Source organism: Nostoc sp. C057, from assembly GCF_013393925.1.
In the GTDB taxonomy this organism is placed as follows: domain Bacteria; phylum Cyanobacteriota; class Cyanobacteriia; order Cyanobacteriales; family Nostocaceae; genus Nostoc; species Nostoc muscorum_A.
Window position 1 is genome coordinate 1363015 of record NZ_CP040281.1, and the last position, 19997, is coordinate 1383011.

Annotated in this window: 18 protein-coding genes and 2 pseudogenes; 13 read left to right on the forward strand and 7 right to left on the reverse strand. The window is 42.8% G+C overall.

The window, feature by feature from the left end:
• Positions 1-63: 63 nt before the first annotated feature.
• From FD724_RS05855 to FD724_RS05870, 4 genes and pseudogenes are all read left to right on the forward strand, one after another.
• Positions 64-2685, forward strand: a complete 2622-nt coding sequence (locus FD724_RS05855) for a PAS domain S-box protein (protein WP_179071909.1) — start codon at positions 64-66, stop codon at positions 2683-2685.
• 52 nt (positions 2686-2737) lie between these two features.
• Positions 2738-3115: a response regulator gene (locus FD724_RS05860; protein ID WP_174710419.1), complete on the forward strand. Its 378-nt coding sequence runs from the start codon at positions 2738-2740 to the stop codon at positions 3113-3115.
• A gap of 152 nt (positions 3116-3267) precedes the next feature.
• Positions 3268-3477, forward strand: a complete 210-nt coding sequence (locus FD724_RS05865; RefSeq protein ID WP_256874459.1) for a hypothetical protein — start codon at positions 3268-3270, stop codon at positions 3475-3477.
• A 328-nt stretch (positions 3478-3805) separates the two neighbouring features.
• Positions 3806-5062: pseudogene (locus FD724_RS05870) on the forward strand (pyruvate:ferredoxin (flavodoxin) oxidoreductase); the annotation flags it as partial.
• Positions 5063-5239: 177 nt separating this feature from the next.
• Here the strand turns inward: FD724_RS05870 and FD724_RS05875 are convergent.
• A complete protein-coding gene (locus FD724_RS05875; RefSeq protein WP_114080581.1) occupies positions 5240-5725 on the reverse strand; it encodes a phycocyanin subunit alpha in 486 nt (161 codons plus the stop codon).
• 60 nt (positions 5726-5785) lie between these two features.
• Entirely contained in the window at positions 5786-6304 is a 519-nt protein-coding gene (locus tag FD724_RS05880; RefSeq protein ID WP_114080582.1) for a phycocyanin subunit beta, read from the reverse strand.
• A gap of 558 nt (positions 6305-6862) precedes the next feature.
• Between FD724_RS05880 and FD724_RS05885 the strand changes: the two genes are divergently transcribed.
• From FD724_RS05885 to FD724_RS05905, 6 genes are all read left to right on the forward strand, one after another.
• Entirely contained in the window at positions 6863-7096 is a 234-nt protein-coding gene (locus tag FD724_RS05885; protein WP_179071910.1) for a response regulator, read from the forward strand.
• A 189-nt stretch (positions 7097-7285) separates the two neighbouring features.
• Positions 7286-7420 (forward strand): hypothetical protein, encoded by a 135-nt coding sequence (locus tag FD724_RS40625; protein ID WP_256874460.1) that lies wholly within the window; start codon positions 7286-7288, stop codon positions 7418-7420.
• 724 nt (positions 7421-8144) lie between these two features.
• Entirely contained in the window at positions 8145-8354 is a 210-nt protein-coding gene (locus FD724_RS05890) for a hypothetical protein (RefSeq protein WP_114080584.1), read from the forward strand.
• A gap of 64 nt (positions 8355-8418) precedes the next feature.
• Positions 8419-10083 carry an FAD-dependent oxidoreductase gene (locus FD724_RS05895; protein ID WP_179071911.1) on the forward strand — a complete coding sequence of 555 codons (1665 nt, stop codon included), beginning with the start codon at positions 8419-8421 and terminating at the stop codon, positions 10081-10083.
• 31 nt (positions 10084-10114) lie between these two features.
• Positions 10115-11521, forward strand: a complete 1407-nt coding sequence (locus FD724_RS05900; RefSeq protein WP_179071912.1) for an ATP-binding protein — start codon at positions 10115-10117, stop codon at positions 11519-11521.
• Positions 11522-11749: 228 nt separating this feature from the next.
• The gene (locus FD724_RS05905) at positions 11750-11902 is read left to right on the forward strand and encodes a hypothetical protein (RefSeq protein ID WP_179071913.1); all 153 of its coding nucleotides are present in this window, start codon (positions 11750-11752) and stop codon (positions 11900-11902) included.
• 492 nt (positions 11903-12394) lie between these two features.
• Here FD724_RS05905 and FD724_RS41940 read toward each other — a convergent pair.
• From FD724_RS41940 to yidD, 4 genes and pseudogenes are all read right to left on the reverse strand, one after another.
• Positions 12395-12737, reverse strand: a pseudogene (locus tag FD724_RS41940) (transposase); the annotation flags it as partial.
• A gap of 234 nt (positions 12738-12971) precedes the next feature.
• Positions 12972-14063: a redox-regulated ATPase YchF gene (ychF, locus tag FD724_RS05915; RefSeq protein ID WP_114082439.1), complete on the reverse strand. Its 1092-nt coding sequence runs from the start codon at positions 14061-14063 to the stop codon at positions 12972-12974.
• A 45-nt stretch (positions 14064-14108) separates the two neighbouring features.
• Positions 14109-14336 (reverse strand): hypothetical protein, encoded by a 228-nt coding sequence (locus tag FD724_RS05920; RefSeq protein ID WP_179071914.1) that lies wholly within the window; start codon positions 14334-14336, stop codon positions 14109-14111.
• Between the two features lie 187 nt (positions 14337-14523).
• Complete coding sequence (yidD, locus tag FD724_RS05925) at positions 14524-14760, reverse strand: membrane protein insertion efficiency factor YidD (protein ID WP_179071915.1); 237 nt, start codon at positions 14758-14760, stop codon at positions 14524-14526.
• Positions 14761-14821: 61 nt separating this feature from the next.
• On the opposite strand from yidD, the gene FD724_RS05930 reads away from it, so the two are divergent.
• Together FD724_RS05930 and FD724_RS05935 are read left to right on the forward strand one after the other, a co-directional pair.
• Positions 14822-15523 (forward strand): diacylglycerol/polyprenol kinase family protein, encoded by a 702-nt coding sequence (locus FD724_RS05930; RefSeq protein ID WP_179071916.1) that lies wholly within the window; start codon positions 14822-14824, stop codon positions 15521-15523.
• A gap of 112 nt (positions 15524-15635) precedes the next feature.
• Positions 15636-16322 carry a Uma2 family endonuclease gene (locus tag FD724_RS05935; protein WP_179071917.1) on the forward strand — a complete coding sequence of 229 codons (687 nt, stop codon included), beginning with the start codon at positions 15636-15638 and terminating at the stop codon, positions 16320-16322.
• A gap of 52 nt (positions 16323-16374) precedes the next feature.
• Here the strand turns inward: FD724_RS05935 and miaA are convergent, their stop codons facing one another.
• Positions 16375-17283 carry a tRNA (adenosine(37)-N6)-dimethylallyltransferase MiaA gene (gene miaA / locus FD724_RS05940; RefSeq protein WP_179071918.1) on the reverse strand — a complete coding sequence of 303 codons (909 nt, stop codon included), beginning with the start codon at positions 17281-17283 and terminating at the stop codon, positions 16375-16377.
• A gap of 197 nt (positions 17284-17480) precedes the next feature.
• On the opposite strand from miaA, the gene gyrB reads away from it, so the two are divergent.
• On the forward strand, positions 17481-19418 hold the full coding sequence (gyrB, locus tag FD724_RS05945; RefSeq protein WP_114082444.1) for a DNA topoisomerase (ATP-hydrolyzing) subunit B: 1938 nt from the start codon (positions 17481-17483) through the stop codon (positions 19416-19418).
• Positions 19419-19997: the final 579 nt, after the last annotated feature.

Consider the following 19997-nt stretch of genomic DNA (forward strand, 5'->3'; position numbering starts at 1 on the left):
TTGGCAGAGAACAAAAAATATATTTTCTTCCTCCTGCCCTCTGCCTTTCTTCGGTAAAAAATAATGAGAAATTATCAGCGATTATTAGTCTATGGTGTCGCTATTGGCTCAACTGCGATCGCCCTAATGCTATCGCTCTGGCTAGAACCGTTTATATCTCCAACTATTGGTGCTTTTTTTTATATAGCTATCATCGCCAGTACTTGGTATGGTGGCTTTCGACCAGGAATCGTTACAGTTGTGCTTTCGACACTGGCGATTGATTATTTTTTTATCCTTCCACGATATCAACTGGGGATTAATCAACCAGAAGATATATTGCGCCTAAGTCTTTTCCTAGTGGTTGCCTTGATAATTAACCTGATAACAGGCAATCTTAAGTACAGCACAAAGAAGATTCAACAACTCAACCAACAATTGTCTCAGGAAAATGCCGAGCAATTGCGGATGACTCTTGACGATCGCAAGCTGGCACAAGCAAAGCTGCAACAGCAATTTGAGCAACAACGCTTAGTGATGGAGATGAGCCAGCGCATCCGGCGATCGCTCAAGTTACAAGATATCTTGCAAACCACCGTCGATGAAGTGCGGCAGTTTCTTAAGTGCGATCGCGTCATTATCTTCCAATTTTATCCAGGTTGGGGTGGAACAGTCGTGGTTGAGTCTGTTGTACCGGAATGGATGGCGATTTTACCACTCCAAATTTACGACCCTTGCATTGGCGAAGAGAACGTTGAACCCTTTAAACAAGGCTTAGTTACTGCGAAAGCTGATATTTATACTGCCGGAATTAGTCCGTGTCATGTTGAATTTTTGGCAAGTCTCCAGGTAAGGGCAAATCTGGTTGTTCCTGTTTCATTAGGAGATGAATTGTGGGGATTACTAGCAGCTCATCACTGTGCAGCTCCTCGTGAGTGGCAATCTTCAGAAATTGTCCTGTTGCGACAGTTAGGAGCGCAGGTAAGCATTGCTATCCAGCAAGCAGCTTTATTTGAACAGTTACAAACAGAACTGATGGAGCGTAAACAGGCACAAGTTGCCCTGCAACAGCTTAATACCGAACTTGAGCAACGGGTACTAGAGCGCACTGCACAACTAACAGAGACAAACGATCGTCTGCAAGAAACAGTGCGAGATCAGCAACAAACCCAACTCATACTTTTAGAACAGGCGCATAAGCTAGAGCTTCAAGCTGTAATCACCCGAAATATGGGGGAAGGGATTTGCTTAGTTAGAATCGATAATGGAATCATTGTCTATGCCAATCCGAAATTTGAGCAGATGTTTGGCTATGACTCTGGTGAACTCAACGGTCAGGACGTTTCGATTGTGAACTATACCAGTGAATCGTTAACTGGTGAAAATGTAAATCAAGCCATTGTATCTGCCGTCTTACAAAATAGTGAAGCCACTTATGAAGTCCATAATCTTAAAAAAGATGGGACACCATTTTGGTGTAGTGCGACGACTTCTATATTCAATCATCCCGACTACGGCGATGTTCTAGTTGCAGTTCATCAAGATATCACTATTCGCAAACAAACTGAAGAAGCTTTACGCCAAAGTGAAGAAAAGTTTCGTCAGTTGGCAGAAAACATCCAAGCAGTATTTTGGATGACCGATATTCAAAATCAGCAAGTTCTCTATGTGAGCAGTGCATACCAAACCATCTGGCAAAGCAGTTGTGAAAGTCTTTACCAAAATTATTCAGATTGGTTCGATGCAATTCACCCAGAAGATCGCCAGAGCGTCGAATTTGAAATCGTTGAACAGATGAGAACAGGGCAATACGATAAAAAATATCGAATTATCCGTCCTGATGGCTCAATCCGTTGGATTCGCGATCGCGCATTTCCGATCAAAAATGAACTAGGAGAGTTAGTTCGGATTGCTGGGATTGCCGAAGATATCAGTGAACTACAGCAAATTGATCTGATCAAAAGTGAGTTTATTGGCATCGTTAGTCACGAACTCCGCACCCCCTTAACTGCAATTCGCGCAGCACTGGGTTTACTACAAAGTGGGATCTACGACAAAAAACCAGACAAGTTTAAGCGGATGATTGAGATTGCAGCCATCGACAGCGATCGCTTAGTGCGTCTTGTCAACGATATTCTCGATTTGGAACGCTTAGAGTCGGATCGAACTTTGTTAGAAAAAACAACCTGCAATGCGGCTGATTTAATTCAACAAGCAGTAGCGGGAGTGCAAGCGATCGCCAATCAGCAAAATATTACCTTTAAGATCCACCCCACCAATGCTCAAGTTTGGGCGGCAGCTGATGCCATTGTTCAAACACTCACCAATCTCTTAGGTAATGCGATTAAATTCTCGCCTGCCGATTCTACTATTACTCTGAGTGTCCAACAGCAAACAGATCGCGTCCTGTTCCAGATAACCGATCAAGGACGAGGCATCCCATCAGAAAAGTTAGAAACAATCTTTGGACGATTTCAGCAAGTAGATGCTTCTGATTCTCGCACCAAAGGCGGCACAGGCTTAGGATTGGCAATCTGTCGTAGTATTATTGATCAGCATGATGGGCAAATCTGGGCTGAAAGTACTCTTAGTGTCGGCAGCACGTTTTTCTTCACTCTGCCATTGCCAGGAAATTATGCAGGGGAGCAGGGAGCAGAGGGGCAGAGGGGCCGGAGGCAGGGGGAGCAGGGGGAGAATGACCAATGACCAATGACCAATGACAAATGACAAATGACAAATGACAAATGACAAATGACAAATGACAAAAAAATTGTTAATTGTGGATGATGAAGAACGAATCCGCGAATTAGTACAAGCTTGTTTAGAAGACTTGGGAGGATGGGACACACTGACAGCTGCATCAGGGGAAGAAGGATTAAAAATCGCCCAGACAGAACCCATTGATGCGATTCTGCTTGATGTGTCTATGCCTGACATGGACGGCTTTGCAGTATACGAAAAACTTCAGGCAAATTCCGCAACTCAAGCAATACCAGTGATTTTTTTAACTGCGAAAGTCCAAGCAAGCGATCGCGCCCGTTTCGCTCAGATTGGAATTGCCGGGGTGATTACTAAACCTTTTGAACCCACCTCTATTTGCGAAGAAGTTACTGAGATTCTTGGATGGGACGATTAATTTTGAAGTTTTAATTTTTTATTTTTGTAATTTATTTTTCTAAATATTACCCGTCAGTTTCTGATCTCTCCAACCCTCTTAAAAATACTACCGCGTCGTCGTCTACATAGAAATCTTTGAGAGTTGTTGTGTAATATAGCGTGGGCTAATCTTTGCAAGTCCATGCATTAGCATTGCAAGTCCATGCATTAGCATTGCAGGTCCATGCATTAACATTGCAGGTCGATGCATTAGCATTGCAAGTCCATGCATTAACATTGCAAGTCCATGCATTAGCATTACAGGTCGATGCATTAACATTGCAGGTCGATGCATTGGCATTCCTCCCCAACAGTGGCGACAAATTGCAGACAATTATTTAAATCAGAGGCAAATATGCATTCTGAAAATGAATGATATTTCTCAAAAACTATATCTGGCAGTAAAAACTGTTAAAACCCATAAAGGTATCGCTTCAATATCACATTTTTAACTTCAAACCCTTTGATCTAGTTAGCCTCTTTTATCAGGTTGCTACACTGCTGGGTTTGCGTCTTAACTTCACGAATAGATTAACGAATGCGCTCTACCTAATTATTTTTTTTGTAAAAAAACTAGAATCCTCACCAAATCTTTAGATTTAGAGATTATTTTTTGAAAGTCTCAATTTAATTGTGACTAGCGCTTAGAGAATCTCGCAGGTGTAAGAAGATGAACAACAGAAGTTTTGCAACTATAGACGGCAATGAGGCTGTTGCCCAAGTCGTCTATCGACTAAATGAAGTCATTACTTACTCGCTTACTTCTTCTTCACCAATGGCTGAGTGGGTGGATGCTTGGGCTAATGAAGGTAAACGCAATATTTGGGGTACTGTTCCCTCAGTGGTACAGATGCAGAGTGAAGCAGGTGTTGCTGGTAATGTACATGATGCTTTGCAAACTGGTTCACTGACAACCACATTTACAGCATCGCAGGCGTTATTGTTGATGCTCCCCAATATGTACAAAATTGCCAGAGAATTCACACCTACAGTTTTTCACATAGCAGCGCGATCGCTAGCCGCGCAAGCTTTATCTATTTTCGGCGACCACAGCGATGTTATGGCAGCACGTGATACTGGTTTTGCCATGTTGTGTGCCGCATCAGTGCAAGAAGCACAAGACTTTGCTTTAATCGCAACACGGGCAACTTTAGAATCACGAATACCCTTTCTGCATTTTTTTGATGGCTTTCGTACCTCCAATGAAATTAACCAAGTAGAGACTTTAACAGATGATGACCTGCGAGAATTCACTCCCAATGAATTAATATTCGCCCATCGGTCACGCACCCTCACCTCCAATAAACCTGTTTTGCGCGGTAGAACACAAAACCCTGATGTTTACTTCCAAGCCAGTAAAACTGTCAATCCTTACTATTTAGCTTGTCCAGACATTACCCAGAAAGTCATGGATGAATTTGCTGCGATGACAGGGCGACAGTACCAACTATTTGAATACCACGGCGACCCAGAAGCCGAACGAGTTATTGTGCTGATGGGTTCCGGTTGCGAAGCTGTACATGAAATAGTAAATTACCTGAACACCCTTGATCAGAAAGTGGGGGTTTTGAAAGTTAAACTATATCGCCCTTATGATGCCAAATGTTTTGTCGCTGCTTTGCCAGAAACTACCCGTAGCATCGCAGTTTTAGATTGCATCAAAGAACCAGGCGCATCTGGTGAACCATTGTATTTGGATGTAGTCGCTGCTATCCATGAGTCATGGGGAGTAGGGGAGCAGAAAAGCAGAGGATCAGAGGTGAAATTAGAGTTAGATTCTCCCTTACCTCTGCGCTCCTCTGCATCTTTGCCTAAAATTATTGGTGGTCGCTACGGTTTATCTTCCAAAGAATTCACGCCAGCCATGATTAAAGCTATCTTTGAAAACCTTGCTCCTACTCAACGAAAAAAGAGAGTAACGCAAGGCAAACGCATCTAAATATTGACGATATCCTGTGTTTAGTAATTTACCAACCCAAAATTGCCAGGTGGAGGAAGGAAGGCTCTTGAGCAGGGAAGCAGAGGAATAGAGGAGAGGCAAATACCAAGTCTTTTTTCCTCTGCCCCTCTGCTGAGAACCAAACAAAGTTTCCTTAGCAGACTACTAGAGCGCGTTGATAATGTAATCTATGTAGGAATTAATCTCAAGTCCAGGATCGCCTGTTAAACCATGATTAGCCTTGATATACTTGAGCGCTTCAGCATACCAACTGGGAACCAATTCAAAGCTACTGTGCATTTCAGCCAGACCTGCCAACATATAATCATCAGCAGGGCCTGTACCGCCTGCAATCAGGCAGTATTGAATTATTCGCACATAATAGCCGATATCACGTAAGCACTTAGCTTTGCCGCGACCATCAGAAGCATAGTTGTTGCCTTGCATGGTGGTGGTATAGGGGAACTTTTGGTAGACCGCATTCGCAGCACCTTCAGCCAACTGTTGAGCTTTCAAACCCAGCTGCTTTGCTGCTTCCAGGTCTGCGGTAGCCAAGCGCAGGCGACCAAATGCAATTTGAAGTTCGACGTTGCCTAAGTAACGACCTTGAGAATCAGCAGATCCAACCGCTTCAGTCAATTGTGTTTTCATTTAAATGATATTTTCCTAATGTTTCAAAAAGTTTTATCTGGACAAAGAGCCTACGAACTGTTAGCTTATTGCTGCTGCCGCCCGATCAAAGTAGCTGGATAATTCAGCCATCAAAGAGCTACAGTCACCTGGTTGGATATTGTTGCGATCGTTGGCGATCGCAATGGCAGCTTCTTTCATCTTGATAATGCTGATTCCGGTGGAAGGTCCAGGAACACCCAAAGCCAAATAAGTTTCACGCAGACCATTCAAACAGCGATCGTCCAGAACGCTGGAATCTCCCAGGAACATCGCATAGGTGACATAGCGCAAAATGATGTCCATATCGCGCATACAGGCAGAAACCCGACGGTTAGTGTAAGCATTTCCACCAGGAGCAATCAACTGGGGCTGTTCTGCAAACAATGCACGAGCTGCATTGGTGACGATCGCTGAAGAGTTACTTGTAATCCGGTTCACAACATCGGTACGCTTCGCACCATCTTTAACCACAGCCAACAAAGCATCAATTTGCTCGTTACTGACTAACTGACCACGAGTATCGGCCTGGGAAACAACCTTGGTAAAGGCATCTAACATTAATCCAGTCTCCTAAATTTGTTCAATTGAGTAAAGTTATGTCTCAAAACTGAGAGGTTCAGTCTGTGTAATCTGTTTGTACAATGCAGTGAGAAACATTTTTATGAAAAATCATTGATACCTTTCGCATCAATGAGAGTTGAAGGTAATTGCACTAATGTCTGCGAGGGTGCAGAAAAAGGAGACAAATCCAGCTTGGAAACTGCGTTTCGGACAGAGAACTCAGCAGTTCATCTCTTACCCTTAGCTGCAATTTTTGTTTCATTGATACTATTCTTTACACTCTAATTATTTCAAAAATGTTACATTCGCCATTATTTTCTGGCTAACTCTCGCGATCGCACCCGTTTCCCTCAAATCGGAATTGCCGGGGTGATTACCAAACCCTTTAAACCCAACTCTATTTACAAAGAAGTTATAGAAATTCTGGGTTGGGACAATTAATTTTGAGATTTTGTAACAAATTCTATATCTTCATTAGTTTTTTATGTTTTGGATTTATCTTTCTTAGTTACAGATAAAAATATTTTGAATGATAGGAAAGTCTAATTAAATGAAATGAATATAGTAAAGGAGGTAAATACAATTAGCAAAACGATATTGCTAATTGATGATGAATTGAATGTACGTGAGATAGTAAAACTTTGCCTCCAAGATTTAGCTGGTTGGAATGTGGTGACAGCAGATTCTCCATTAGAAGGATTACAGAGTGCAGTACGCGATAGTCCCGATGCAATTGTATTAGATATCTCAATCCATGACACTGCCAGGGCAAACGCATCTAAAGTATAAGAATCCTTTAATAGCAAGGGTTTTGGCGTTTTTTAATTTAGCCTATTTTTTCATCAAGATCCTTGCCCAGCAAGGGTTTCAGAAATCCCGTGCGTTCGCCCTGATGACACTGCTAGTTTTGAACTTATAAATAAAATCAGAAATAATCCAGAAACTCAAGCTATTCCTGTAGTCCTGCTTAGTGCTAAAGTGCGATGGCTGAATTCGCAAATTCTGCGACAGTATGAAGTTGCAGGTGTAATCCTCAAACCTTTTGATCCAGTTACCCTGCCTGCTCAGATTGCTACACTGCTGGGTTGGGATTTTACTTCACTAATAAATTAAAGAAGTGTCGCTTTTGCACCCCTGGTTAAAGCCGACGGGCTACCAAGCTCCCGGTTGTTTTACGTGTAAGAGGAATACGGTTTAGTTAGTGCCAAAACCCTTAAACTGCATAGTGTTCTGTCCCATTAATTTTGCGAGGTTTGATTTGAGCGATAAATCGCTCAAATCAAGGACTAAAGTCCTTACTACGAACTTTTATAACTCTTCAGAATTAATGAGACAGACCACTATTGGTCTGTCCCAAAAGTTTTGATAGGTGAATCACTTTTAAATTTCTCTTCTTTACCTCTTCTACTTTGCGCTCTTTGCGGTTCGTTCTTTTATCCCTCGCAATTAATGGGACAGACCAATAGTGGTTCATATCATTCATTTTGACGAGTAGATAAATTCTTCTATTTCTCTTCTTTCCTTCTTCCTTCTCTGCGAAACGCTGCGTGTAGCTTGCTTTTGCAGGAGTACGCGGTTCATTCTCTTATCCCTCAAAATTAATGCGATAGACCAGTAATATTCCCCATGCTGTATGGGCTGTGAAACCGCGCGTTACCCGGAATGACCAAAATAGCTTTATGATTCTCTACAAAACCATATTTGAAAATATTGTGGTAGTAAACCTAAATATTCTCAAGCTCAGTCTGAAACATAGTAAATTACTTAAAAGTGATTCGTGCAATCTGGGTATTGAACGTTCTTCCAGGGTCAAATAAAGTGCAGGGAGATGAAAAGCATGGCTGAACACCCATTTCATGACCAACTGAGTTTAGAGGAACAAGCTGAGAAGCTTGGAAAGCAAGCAGTAAGTTTGGGTCTGATTCCCAGTTTTGTGGTGCATTACTTTCCTGATACTTGGGTATTTTATATACCTAATGAAAGTCAATCAGAAGCGCTGACACCAGAAGAGGCATACTTTCGTTTAAAGCAACTGGTTAAACAGTAGATATTTTAACGACAAATTTTTGAAGATAACAGCTAAGTACTGTAATTGTTAAGTAACAGTAGTTATGGCGAAACCTGCAATTTTAACCGTCGATGACGATCCAGAAGTGTTGCAAGCAGTGTCACGAGACTTGCGACATCAGTATGGCGATCGCTTCCGCATTGTCCGGGCAGATTCCGGTATTACCGCTCTGGACGCAGTGCAGCAACTCAAATTACGGAATGAAGCAGTTGCTTTATTCTTGGTGGATCAAAGAATGCCCCAAATGGGAGGTGTGGAGTTCCTTGAACAGGCAAAAGTCATCTTTCCTGATGCCAAACGTGCTTTGCTGACGGCCTATGCAGATACAGATGCAGCCATTAAATCAATTAATAGTGCCAGGCTTGATTATTACTTACTCAAGCCCTGGAATCCACCAGAAGAGCGGCTATATCCAGTTTTGGATGATTTACTAGATGACTGGCTAGCAGGATTCCGTCCACCCTTTGAAGGGATTCGAGTCATTGGTAATCGCTGGTCGCCTTTTTCCCATCAGGTAAAAGATTTCCTGGCGCGTAACCAGATTCCCTACAAGTGGTTGGATATTGAACTGGAGCCAAATGCAGCCAAATTAATAGAATACGCCCAAGCTGATGGCAGGCAGCAATTGCCCTTGGTGCTGTTTCCCGATGGTTCCCGATTAATCCAACCATCTAATTTAGAGATTGCCGCTAAAATTGGGCTGCAAACCCAGGCAGAGCGACCATTTTATGACTTGGCGATCGTCGGTGCTGGCCCTGCTGGACTGGCAGCCGCAGTCTATGGCGCTTCTGAGGGATTGAGTACAGTGTTAATTGAGCGTGAAGCACCAGGCGGTCAAGCAGGCACAAGTTCGCGCATTGAAAACTATTTAGGATTTCCTGTTGGCTTGAGCGGCAGCGATTTAGCCAGGCGGGGAGTCACTCAGGCGCGGCGATTTGGGGTAGAAATCCTCACTCCTCAAGTAGTAACTGGAGTTAAGCTGCAAGATCCTTATCGGGTTCTGCAATTGGCGGATGGCAGTGAGATTAGTTGCCATGCACTTTTAGTTGCAACCGGAGTTTCCTACCGTTGGCTAAATGTCCCAGGAGCCGAAAAGCTGACAGGAGCCGGAATTTATTACGGTGCTGCCATGACTGAGGCGATCGCCTGTAGCAATGAAGAGGTTTACCTCATAGGTGGGGCAAATTCTGCCGGACAAGCAGCAATGCACTTTTCTAAATATGCCAGCAAAGTGATTATGCTGGTGCGGGGCGAGTCGCTTTCATTGAGTATGTCCCAATACTTGATTGACCAAATTGCGGCGACTGCAAATATCCAAGTTTGTACAGATTGCAGCGTTGTGGAAGTCAAGGGAGATGAACATCTAGAAGAAATTGTGATTGCCCATGCCAAGACTGGACAAACTGAAACCATGCCAGCGCGATCGCTTTTCATCTTCATTGGTGCTATCCCCAAAACTGATTGGCTCGATGGTATTATTCGACGCGATACTCAAGGATTTATCGTCACAGGCCCCGACTTAACGCAAAATGGCAAATCTCCTCTAGGTTGGCCTTTGGAACGCTCACCTTTCTTGCTAGAATCCAACGTTCCTGGCATATTTGCAGCCGGAGATGTGCGATCTGGATCAATTAAGCGGGTGGCATCCGGTGTGGGTGAAGGCTCGATCGCTATTCAATTCGTTCACCGCTACCTGAGCAATGTTTAGCTGGAACAGGAAAAACTAAGGAGGTTGATTCATGTTGTGTATTGAAGAATTGATCAACTTAGACCCGTTTCAACAGCTTTCTCAAGAGCAATTGGAGTGGGTTTGCGATCGCGCTCAAACAGTTGAACTTTCTGGTGGAGAAGTGTTGTCTCATGAGGGAGACCCTGCATGTCGCTTATTTATCTTAGTCAAAGGTAAAATCAACATCACCCGCCGCAGTGAAGGAGTTGAAATTCCCATCGGGCAACACGAAGCCCCATCCTTTTTTGGTGAAATTCCAGTCCTCACAGATGAACCTGCACCTGTCACAATGCGGGCATTGACAAATTGCCACCTCTATCAATTAAAAGGAGAAGATTTCCGTAAACTGCTCCATGAATGTCGTAATTTTGAGCGGATGGTCTTCCGCATTATGGAACGTCGGATGCGGGGATTAGAGTCTTTTATTCGGGGACGGGAAAAGATGGCGGCTTTAGGGACACTTTCCGCCGGTCTAGCTCATGAACTCAACAACCCAGCTTCAGCCCTCGTTCGGACTTTAGGGGAAATGCCAGCCGCTATCCTGGAACTACAACGAATGAACTTAGTTTATGGGCAACGCAATGTTGAAGAAGCCCATACTCAAGACTGGTTGAGAATCCGGGATCAAGGCTATGATGCGATTTTAAATAATCGCCTAGATCCAGTGACATTAAGCGATCGCGAAAATGTCTTGCTGGAATGGTTAGAAGATTATGGTGTGAAGCAGGCATGGAAATTAGCCGAACCTTTAGCAGAAGGTGGTGTTGAGGTCGAAACCCTAGATAAGATGATGGAACGTTGGCGCAACGACGAGACTGAATTGCGAGAAATGGGATTGCACTGGCTATCGCTCTCATTTGAAGTCATGTCAATGATTAAACATGGTTTACGAGGAGCCGAGAGAATTTCCGAACTTGTGCAAGCGATGAAGTCATACTCTTACCTCGATCAAGGCGTTCAGCAAGAAGTCGATGTGCATCAAGGTTTAGAAGATACATTGCGACTGTTTGTTCATAAACTCAAGTGCGGCATCCAAGTACAACGTAATTACGAGCAACATCTTCCCAAAATTCTTGCTTATGGGAGTGAACTAAATCAGGTGTGGACGAATTTGATTGATAATGCCATAGATGCAATGGATGGTAAGGGACTGCTGGAAATTACAACACACCATTGCGATCGCTTTGCCCATATTGACATCATCGATTCTGGTAGTGGAATTCCACCTGAAATTAAAACCCGCATTTTTGAACCTTTCTTCACCACCAAATCAGTGGGGCGTGGTTCTGGACTCGGCTTGGAAACTGTTCGCCGGATTGTAGAAAATCGTCATCACGGTACACTCTCATTTGAATCACAGCCAGGTAGAACTTGTTTCACTATTTGCTTGCCCAAGTCAGCCCCTTTAGGGAATTAAAAATTAAAAATTAAAGATTAAAAATTAAAGACAATCAGTGGGAGCCTGTCTGACTTTTCACGGCATCTGGAAAACCTCACTTCTATTTCTCTCTCCAACTTAGCTACGGTGTACACACAAGTACTATCTGAAAGGGTTTCAGGCGTTATAGACCCCTTAAATTGTCATTACGAGCGCAGTGATAACGGAGCGAAGTAATCACATAATCCTGTAGTTAAAGTCGATTGCTTGTCTGCGACACGCTCTTGCGAACGTCGTTCCTCCTCTCTACGAGACGCTGCGCGAACGCTCCGGACAGGCTTCAAGAGCGATCGCAGCCCCGGCGGATACCGTTGGCGAATTCCCCAAACAGCTAAACTGAACCGATTAGTTCAGCAATGAAACGATTGAGAACCTTGCACAAGTCAAGCTACGTGGCTTGGTTTGTGCGCGGGTGCAGTGAGAGCGAACAGGACAAATTGAACAATCGCCAGCACGGAAGTTAATACGAATTACTTGGTTTCCATCAGCATCTTGAGTTTTTTTCCAACGGATACTGCGCTTGTAAACAAAAGCCATATGCCCCAATGAGGATAGCCAATGCTTCTCGCTCACTCGTAGTTTTGGGCAGTCGATAATCTTCAAAACGTTTTGAATATCGGTCGTACCACTCAGGAGGAGCCAGTAACTTAAGCCAACCTGGGTCAACTTCTGCTACAGCATTCAAAGCATACCTGAGAGTTTCCCCTAGATTTTCTAATCGACTTAATTCTCTGACTACTGCCAGAATATGGGTAGAATCGGTGCGCTGTTTTCCTCTGGCTGATAGTAGTTTTAATTCCTGAAATCTTGAGAGCATTTTATCTAGTATTTGCTGCTCGATACCCCCACAGATTAGTCGGTCGCGGAATTCACTTAAAACACTAAAATCAAAGCCTGAGTCCGTTAATTCTAACGATAAAGCATATTTCCAATCAATTCTTGCTCGTACTGAAGAAGCTGCTTGTCTATCAGACAGGTTTTCTAAGAATTGCATTATCAGTACCATCGCTAGTCGCCACGGTGCTTGTGCTAACTGCCCCCTTAGAGGATATACAGATGCAAAGTCTTCATCCTGAAACAAGATTCCCAGTTCGTCGCGCAAGCGCATATATAAATTACCTTTTGGAAATGCAGCCTTGGCTACACGTACCGTTTCATCGGGAATAGGAGGAATTTCTTCGAGATGTAAGCACATATACTGCCTCCAAAGGTATTTCTTCTAGTTTATTGATAATTGAGGCAGCTAACGTAATTTTTTATTACCGTGTAATACATGGAAAGGTAGAACTATCTTTCCATGTATTACACGGAAAAATGACTGTTTTTATATTAAGTAATATTTCGCCAACGGTATCCCCACCGTAGGCGATCGCAATTTGGTATAAGTTGACCATTATCTGATTGATAACGGCCACTTAATTAATTACCCCTACACATTAAATCGGAACAACATTACATCCCCTTCTTGCACAACATATTCTTTTCCTTCACTGCGAACCAACCCTTTTTCCTTCGCAGCATTCATCGAACCAGTTGTTACCAAATCTTTATAAGCGACAGTTTCAGCGCGAATAAATCCCCGCTCAAAATCACTGTGAATTACACCAGCAGCTTGAGGTGCAGACATTCCGGCATTAATTGTCCAAGCGCGGGTTTCTTTGGGGCCGCAGGTAAAATATGTCCGCAAGCCGAGAAGCGAGTAAGTTGCCCGAATCAACGATTTCAAACCGCCTTCTTCCACACCTAAAGATGCAAGAAAATCAGCTTTATCTTCCTCTGGTAATTCCACTAATTCAGCTTCAACTTGAGCCGAAACTATCACAACTTGGGCATTTTCTGTTGCTGCGATTTGCCGCACTGTTTCCACAAAATGATTACCAGTTGCCAACTCATCTTCAGATACATTCGCGGCGTAGATAATCGGTTTATAAGTGAGCAAATCCAGCCCTTTAATAATGACTTCTTCTTCTTCATTCAAACTTATCTGACGCACCGATTTACCTTCATTTAAAGCCGCAGCTAATTTTTCTAAAACTGTGATTTCAAACTGTGCATCTTTGTTGGTACGAGCTTGTTTGCGAGTGCGATCAATTCGCCGCTCAATTTGTGATAAATCTGATAAACCCAATTCTATATTAATGATTTCAATATCTCGTGCTGGATCAACAGAACCAGCAACGTGGATAATATCGTCATTTTCAAAACAACGTACCACATGGACAATCGCATCAACTTCTCGGATGTGGGACAGGAATTGATTTCCTAGTCCCTCACCCTGACTTGCACCTTTAACTAAACCGGCAATATCTACAAATTCCACCCGCGCCGGGATAGTTTGTACCGAAGTGGCAATCTTAGCAAGAACATTTAACCGTTCATCCGGTACTGCGACAACGCCGACATTCGGTTCAATCGTGCAAAAAGGGAAGTTAGCTGCTTCTGCCTTGGCATTAGCAACTACAGCATTAAATAAAGTAGATTTTCCGACGTTGGGAAGTCCGACAATTCCGGCTCTTAGCATTTTGGATTTTAGATGTGAGATTTTGGATTACATTACCAAGGTAATCTAAACAGGTTCCGGTATGGTTTGGGGAATTGGCCCTGGAACCGTCTGAGGAATAGGAGCAGGTACTGTTTCTGGTACAGGCCCCGGCAAGGGTTGAGGAATCGCTGGTCCCGGTACAGGTTCAGGACTAGGTAGCGGATTCGGCTCAGGATTGGGGCTAGGTAGCGGACTCGGGCCAGGAGTAGGAATTTGTGGTTCTGGTATAGAAATCGCAGTAAAATTAATCATCGTAAGTCTAAATTAAATTATTCAACCTTCCCACGCTAGATGACAACCTCATCTGTTGACATCTCCCCAAATACCTATACTCACGAACACATCCTTTAATAATTTACCCCTCTTCTCATTCTCTGCGTCCCTCCGCGCCCCTTTGCGTTTAAACTCCACCCCTCAATTCCCTACCATTTGCACAAAACTACTCCTCCTTAACCTTTTCCACCACCTCCGGCACTGGATCGTAACCACCTGGATGAAACGGATGACAGCGCAAAATCCGCCGAGTTGCCATCCAGCTACCATGTAACACTCCAAATCGTTCAATGGCTTCAATAGCATACATCGAACAAGTTGGTTGAAAGCGACAAGTCGGGAGAAACAACGGCGAGATAAACATTCGGTAGCCCCGAATCAGCCAAATAAATAATAGTTTCATTGCAGTTACCTAAATCTTATAAATTAGTAACAGAGGTAAAATTTTTCATTTTGTTACATCTTTGTTGATTACATTTTCTGACTTCACCTCAATTCCGATTTTATGGCTGCAAATTGCGATTACTGCAATTTGGGTGTTAATCATCCTCGTGATTGCAGGGGTGGTAAACCGCTTTGCCGACAAGCCAGAAATCGTGCGGAAGATAGTTCATATTGGCACTGGTAATGTAATTTTACTTGCTTGGTGGCTAGATATCCCCGCTAGTGTAGGGATTACAGCTTCCATTCTAGCGAGTGCAATCACCTTATTATCCTACCGATTGCCTATTCTTCCTGGTATTAATAGCGTTGGGCGGCAAAGTTTCGGGACATTTTTTTACTCTGTTAGTTTCGGTATTTTAGTTGCCAGCTTCTGGTACTTACAACAACCTCAGTACGCAGCACTAGGAATTTTGATCATGACTTGGGGAGATGGACTAGCAGCCTTAATTGGACAACGCTTTGGTACACACAAATATAAAGTCTTTGGTACACAAAAAAGTTGGGAAGGCTCCCTAACTATGATGCTGGTTAGCTATTTCATCAGTATTTTGATTTTAGTTGGAACTCAAGGAAACAGTTGGCAAACTTGGGTAATATCACTTGCGGTTGCATTTATCGCTACAGTTTTAGAGGCTTTTTCTTTTTTGGGTATTGACAATTTGACAGTCCCTTTGGGTAGTGCAGCTCTTGCCTTCTTTTTAAGTCAGTTAGTCTATTTCTAATTGAGAAAACAAGAGATACTTGCCCGATACGTTTCTCTAAATATCTAGTTCAGCACTCTTCTATCCCCAATCAATTAACCTAGAAATAACGCTCTTAATACTGGATAAAGTCATGGTTCAGCAAGTTCTAATCAATGATGATGATTACTATGTGCCAGATGCCAACCAGCTAGTAACTGAAAATGATACACCTGTGGACAATTTCGCATCTGCCAAACAACAACGCCTTTTAGTCGGATCTCTTTACAGTTCTCTACAAAACCAAACTTTTTTAGCTGAAGCGAATGTAGGTATTTACTACACAGACCTTCAACCACCCATTGTACCTGATGTCTTTCTCAGCTTAGATGTCCAAGTACCTCAAAATTGGTGGGAGAAACAAAATCGTTGTTATATGGTTTGGCGTTTTGGCAAACCTCCCGAAGTTGTCCTCGAAATTGTCTCTAATAAAGAAGGTGATGAACTGGGCAAAAAACTACGAATTTATGAACACATGCGGGCTAGTTACTACATCGTATATGACCCAAATCAGCAATTAGCAGAAAAAATCCTGCATGTTTATGAACTGAGAGGAACACGCTACTTTGAAACTTCAGAAACTTGGTTAGAACAAGTTGGTTTAGGTATAACCCTATGGGAAGGTAAATTTGAAGATAGACAGGATAATTGGTTACGCTGGTGCTACCAAGATGGTACTGTTTTGCTAACTGGAGATGAACGCGCCGAACAAGCTGAACAACGCACTCAAATTTTAGCAGAACGGCTACGAGCTATGGGCATCGATCCCGAAACTCTCTAGGACACTCATGTAAAAACGCGAAAATTTTTGCGTCTTTACATGAGCAAAAATCTCACGAAGAATGAGCGCAATTTGTAAACTCATTTATCCTGTGCCAAACCTTATCTAATAAATCAGGATCATTCGCATCAAACCATTCAATTTGGGGATATGCACGAAACCAAGTGCGTTGTCGCTTGGCAAATTGTCGTGTATGCAAAACTATTAACTCTTTCGCTTCATCTAAGGAAATATCCCCAGCTAAATATTGCTTGATTTCTTGATAGCCTAAAGTATTCAACAAAGACAAATCAGCGCCATATTTTTGACAAAGATATTCCACCTCCGCAACCAAACCATCTGCTATCATTTGGTCAGTACGCTGTTTAATCCGATTCTCCAACTTTTCAACATCGCAATCTAAACCAATTTGCAAAATCGGATAATTCGGTGGATTCTCCCCTTGTTGTTGGGAAATCGGACATCCAGTAACATAATATACCTCTAAAGCTCTTAGAGTTCGTACTGAATCATTAGCATGAATTTTTTGTGTTGCAACGGGGTCAACTTGTTGTAACATGGCGTAGAGTTGAAGCTGACCTAGAGATTCAAGTTGCGATCGCAATTCTATTTGTGGTGCAACTCTCGGAATTTTCATCCCTTGAACAATGGAACGGATATATAAACCAGTACCACCAACTAGCAAAAGTGGCGTAACATCAACAGAAGCAATTAACGCTTGTGTTTGTTCCTGGTAGTCTGCTACTGTCATCGTGTCTGTGGGATCGCAGATATCTATTAAATAGTGCGGCACTAATTTTTGTTCAGCCACAGTTGGTTTTGCCGTCCCAATATCAAACTCACGGTAAACTTGACGAGAATCGGCACTAATAATTACAGAACCCAACCGCATCGCCAAAGCCAAAGCCAAACTCGATTTACCCGTTGCCGTCGCCCCACAAATCACAATTAATTTAGTCATTAGTCATTAATCATTAATTTTCTTCTCTTTCTCCCATGCCCAAGTTTGGCCTTATTGCACGGTAGTGCAACCCTAGTATAAACTTCTCTTGAAAATGCCCTACAGACGCTAGCAAGGCTTTTGTGTTACAATTTTGGAGTGTTTTTGCTTTTATTTATTTTTAGGCGAGTTTAACCCCACGCATCAGGAGAGTTTACATGACGAGCAGTTACAGTGCCGATCAGATTCAAGTTCTGGAAGGTCTGGAAGCCGTCCGCAAACGACCAGGAATGTACATTGGTACCACCGGGCCGCGAGGACTCCACCATTTAGTTTACGAGGTGGTGGACAATTCAATCGATGAGGCTTTGGCGGGTCATTGCACTCATATAGAGGTGGATATCAACGCTGATGGTTCCGTAACTGTAACAGATGATGGTCGCGGTATTCCCGTCGATACTCACTCGCGCACCGGGAAATCAGCTTTAGAAACCGTGATGACGGTACTACACGCTGGTGGTAAGTTTGGCGGCGGTGGCTACAAGGTTTCTGGAGGATTGCACGGGGTTGGTATTTCTGTTGTTAATGCCCTATCTGAAGTTGTAGAAGTTACAGTTTGGCGAGATAAAAAGGTTTATCTCCAACGCTATGAACGCGGTATCCCAGTTAGTGAACTGCAAGCAAAGCCTTACAAGGAAGCTAGAACTGGAACTTCTGTCACCTTCAAGCCAGATACTCAAATCTTTACAACTAGCATTGAGTTTGATTACATCACTTTATCAGGTCGCCTACGGGAATTGGCGTATCTGAATGCAGGTGTCAAAATTACCTTTACTGATAATCGGCTAGAACTACTAAAAAGCGATACACCGAAGGTAGAATCCTACAATTACAAGGGTGGGATCAAAGAGTACATTGCTTACATGAACCGTGAGAAGCAACCCCTGCATGAAGAAATTATCTATGTACAGGGCGAACGCAACAACGTACAAGTGGAAGTTTCTTTGCAATGGTGTACTGATGCCTATACGGATAATGTGCTAGGTTTTGCTAACAATATTCGCACGGTAGATGGTGGTACGCACTTAGAAGGGTTGAAGGCGGTTTTGACGCGGACATTAAATGCGATCGCACGCAAGCGCAATAAAATTAAAGAGAATGAACCTAACCTAAGTGGTGAACACGTCCGCGAAGGTTTGACTGCGGTAATTTCCGTTAAAGTGCCAGATCCAGAATTTGAAGGACAAACCAAAACCAAACTCGGTAACACCGAAGTACGAGGAATTGTCGATTCTCTGGTGGGAGAAGTCCTCACCGAATATCTAGAATTTCACCCGGCGATCGCAGATTCAATTTTAGATAAAGCTATCCAAGCTTTCAAAGCCGCAGAAGCAGCGCGTCATGCGCGGGAATTAGTTCGACGCAAATCTGTACTAGAATCTTCGCCATTACCTGGTAAATTAGCAGATTGTAGTTCTCGTGATCCTAGCGAATCTGAGATATTCATCGTGGAAGGGGACTCAGCAGGCGGGAGTGCCAAACAAGGACGCGATCGCCGCACTCAAGCTATCTTGCCTCTACGTGGTAAAATTCTTAACATTGAAAAAACCGACGACGCTAAAATTTATAAAAATAACGAAGTTCAATCGTTAATTACAGCCCTCGGTTTAGGTGTCAAAGGTGATGAATTCGATTCCAACCAACTGCGTTATCACCGCATAGTCATCATGACGGATGCTGACGTAGATGGAGCGCACATCCGTACTTTGTTGTTAACATTCTTCTATCGATATCAACGAGCGCTCATCGAACAAGGCTTTATTTATATTGCTTGTCCCCCACTGTTTAAAGTAGAACGGGGACGTAATCATGAGTATTGCTATAGCGATCGCGAAAAGAATCAAGCGATCGCCAAATTCCCTGCTAACGCCAACTATACCATCCAACGCTTCAAAGGTTTGGGTGAAATGATGCCACAACAACTCTGGGACACCACCATGAACCCAGAAACCCGCAAAATGAAGCAAGTCGAAATTGAGGACGCTGCTGAAGCTGATCGCATCTTTACAATTTTAATGGGCGATCGTGTCGCACCCAGACGAGAATTTATCGAAACTTATGGTTCTAAACTCAACTTCACCGATTTAGATATTTAATATCAATTCCCTACCACTACTCTAATAATTTGTGACATTGGTAATGAGTGATACGTTTTCACCCATTACCTTTTTTATTTCCTAGGCTTCTATAAAAATACTTCTTTTGGGTGATGACAAAGCAAGATTTCATAAATGCTTTATACAACTGTACCTCTGCGGTAGCCTTCGCCAAGCCGCTTCTCTACGAGAGGCTACGCCAACCGTCTATGTTATTCCGTAACTCTTACGTAAATTTGAAATTTTTGATAACTCATATAATTTGCTTATTGTCAATATCTGACGAAAATTCAATCTTCTAGTGTTAGCAAAACTACCAACTTTACTGGAAAGCTAGTTGGCACAATACTTTTTGCACTGACTAGCTAATTAATTTTGTCCACCAACTAGAAACACATTTGTTATGCTTTAAGAAAATCACTGAATATCATCTATCAAACAGCAATTAATAAGTATTTTGAGGATTTCTCATCATAAGATGACAGAAAGTTACCGAAATATAAGTATTGAAATTTACAATTAAGTTACGCAATCCAGCTTTGTAACTAAAATTATCAGGTAATTTTCTGGGTTCTCTCG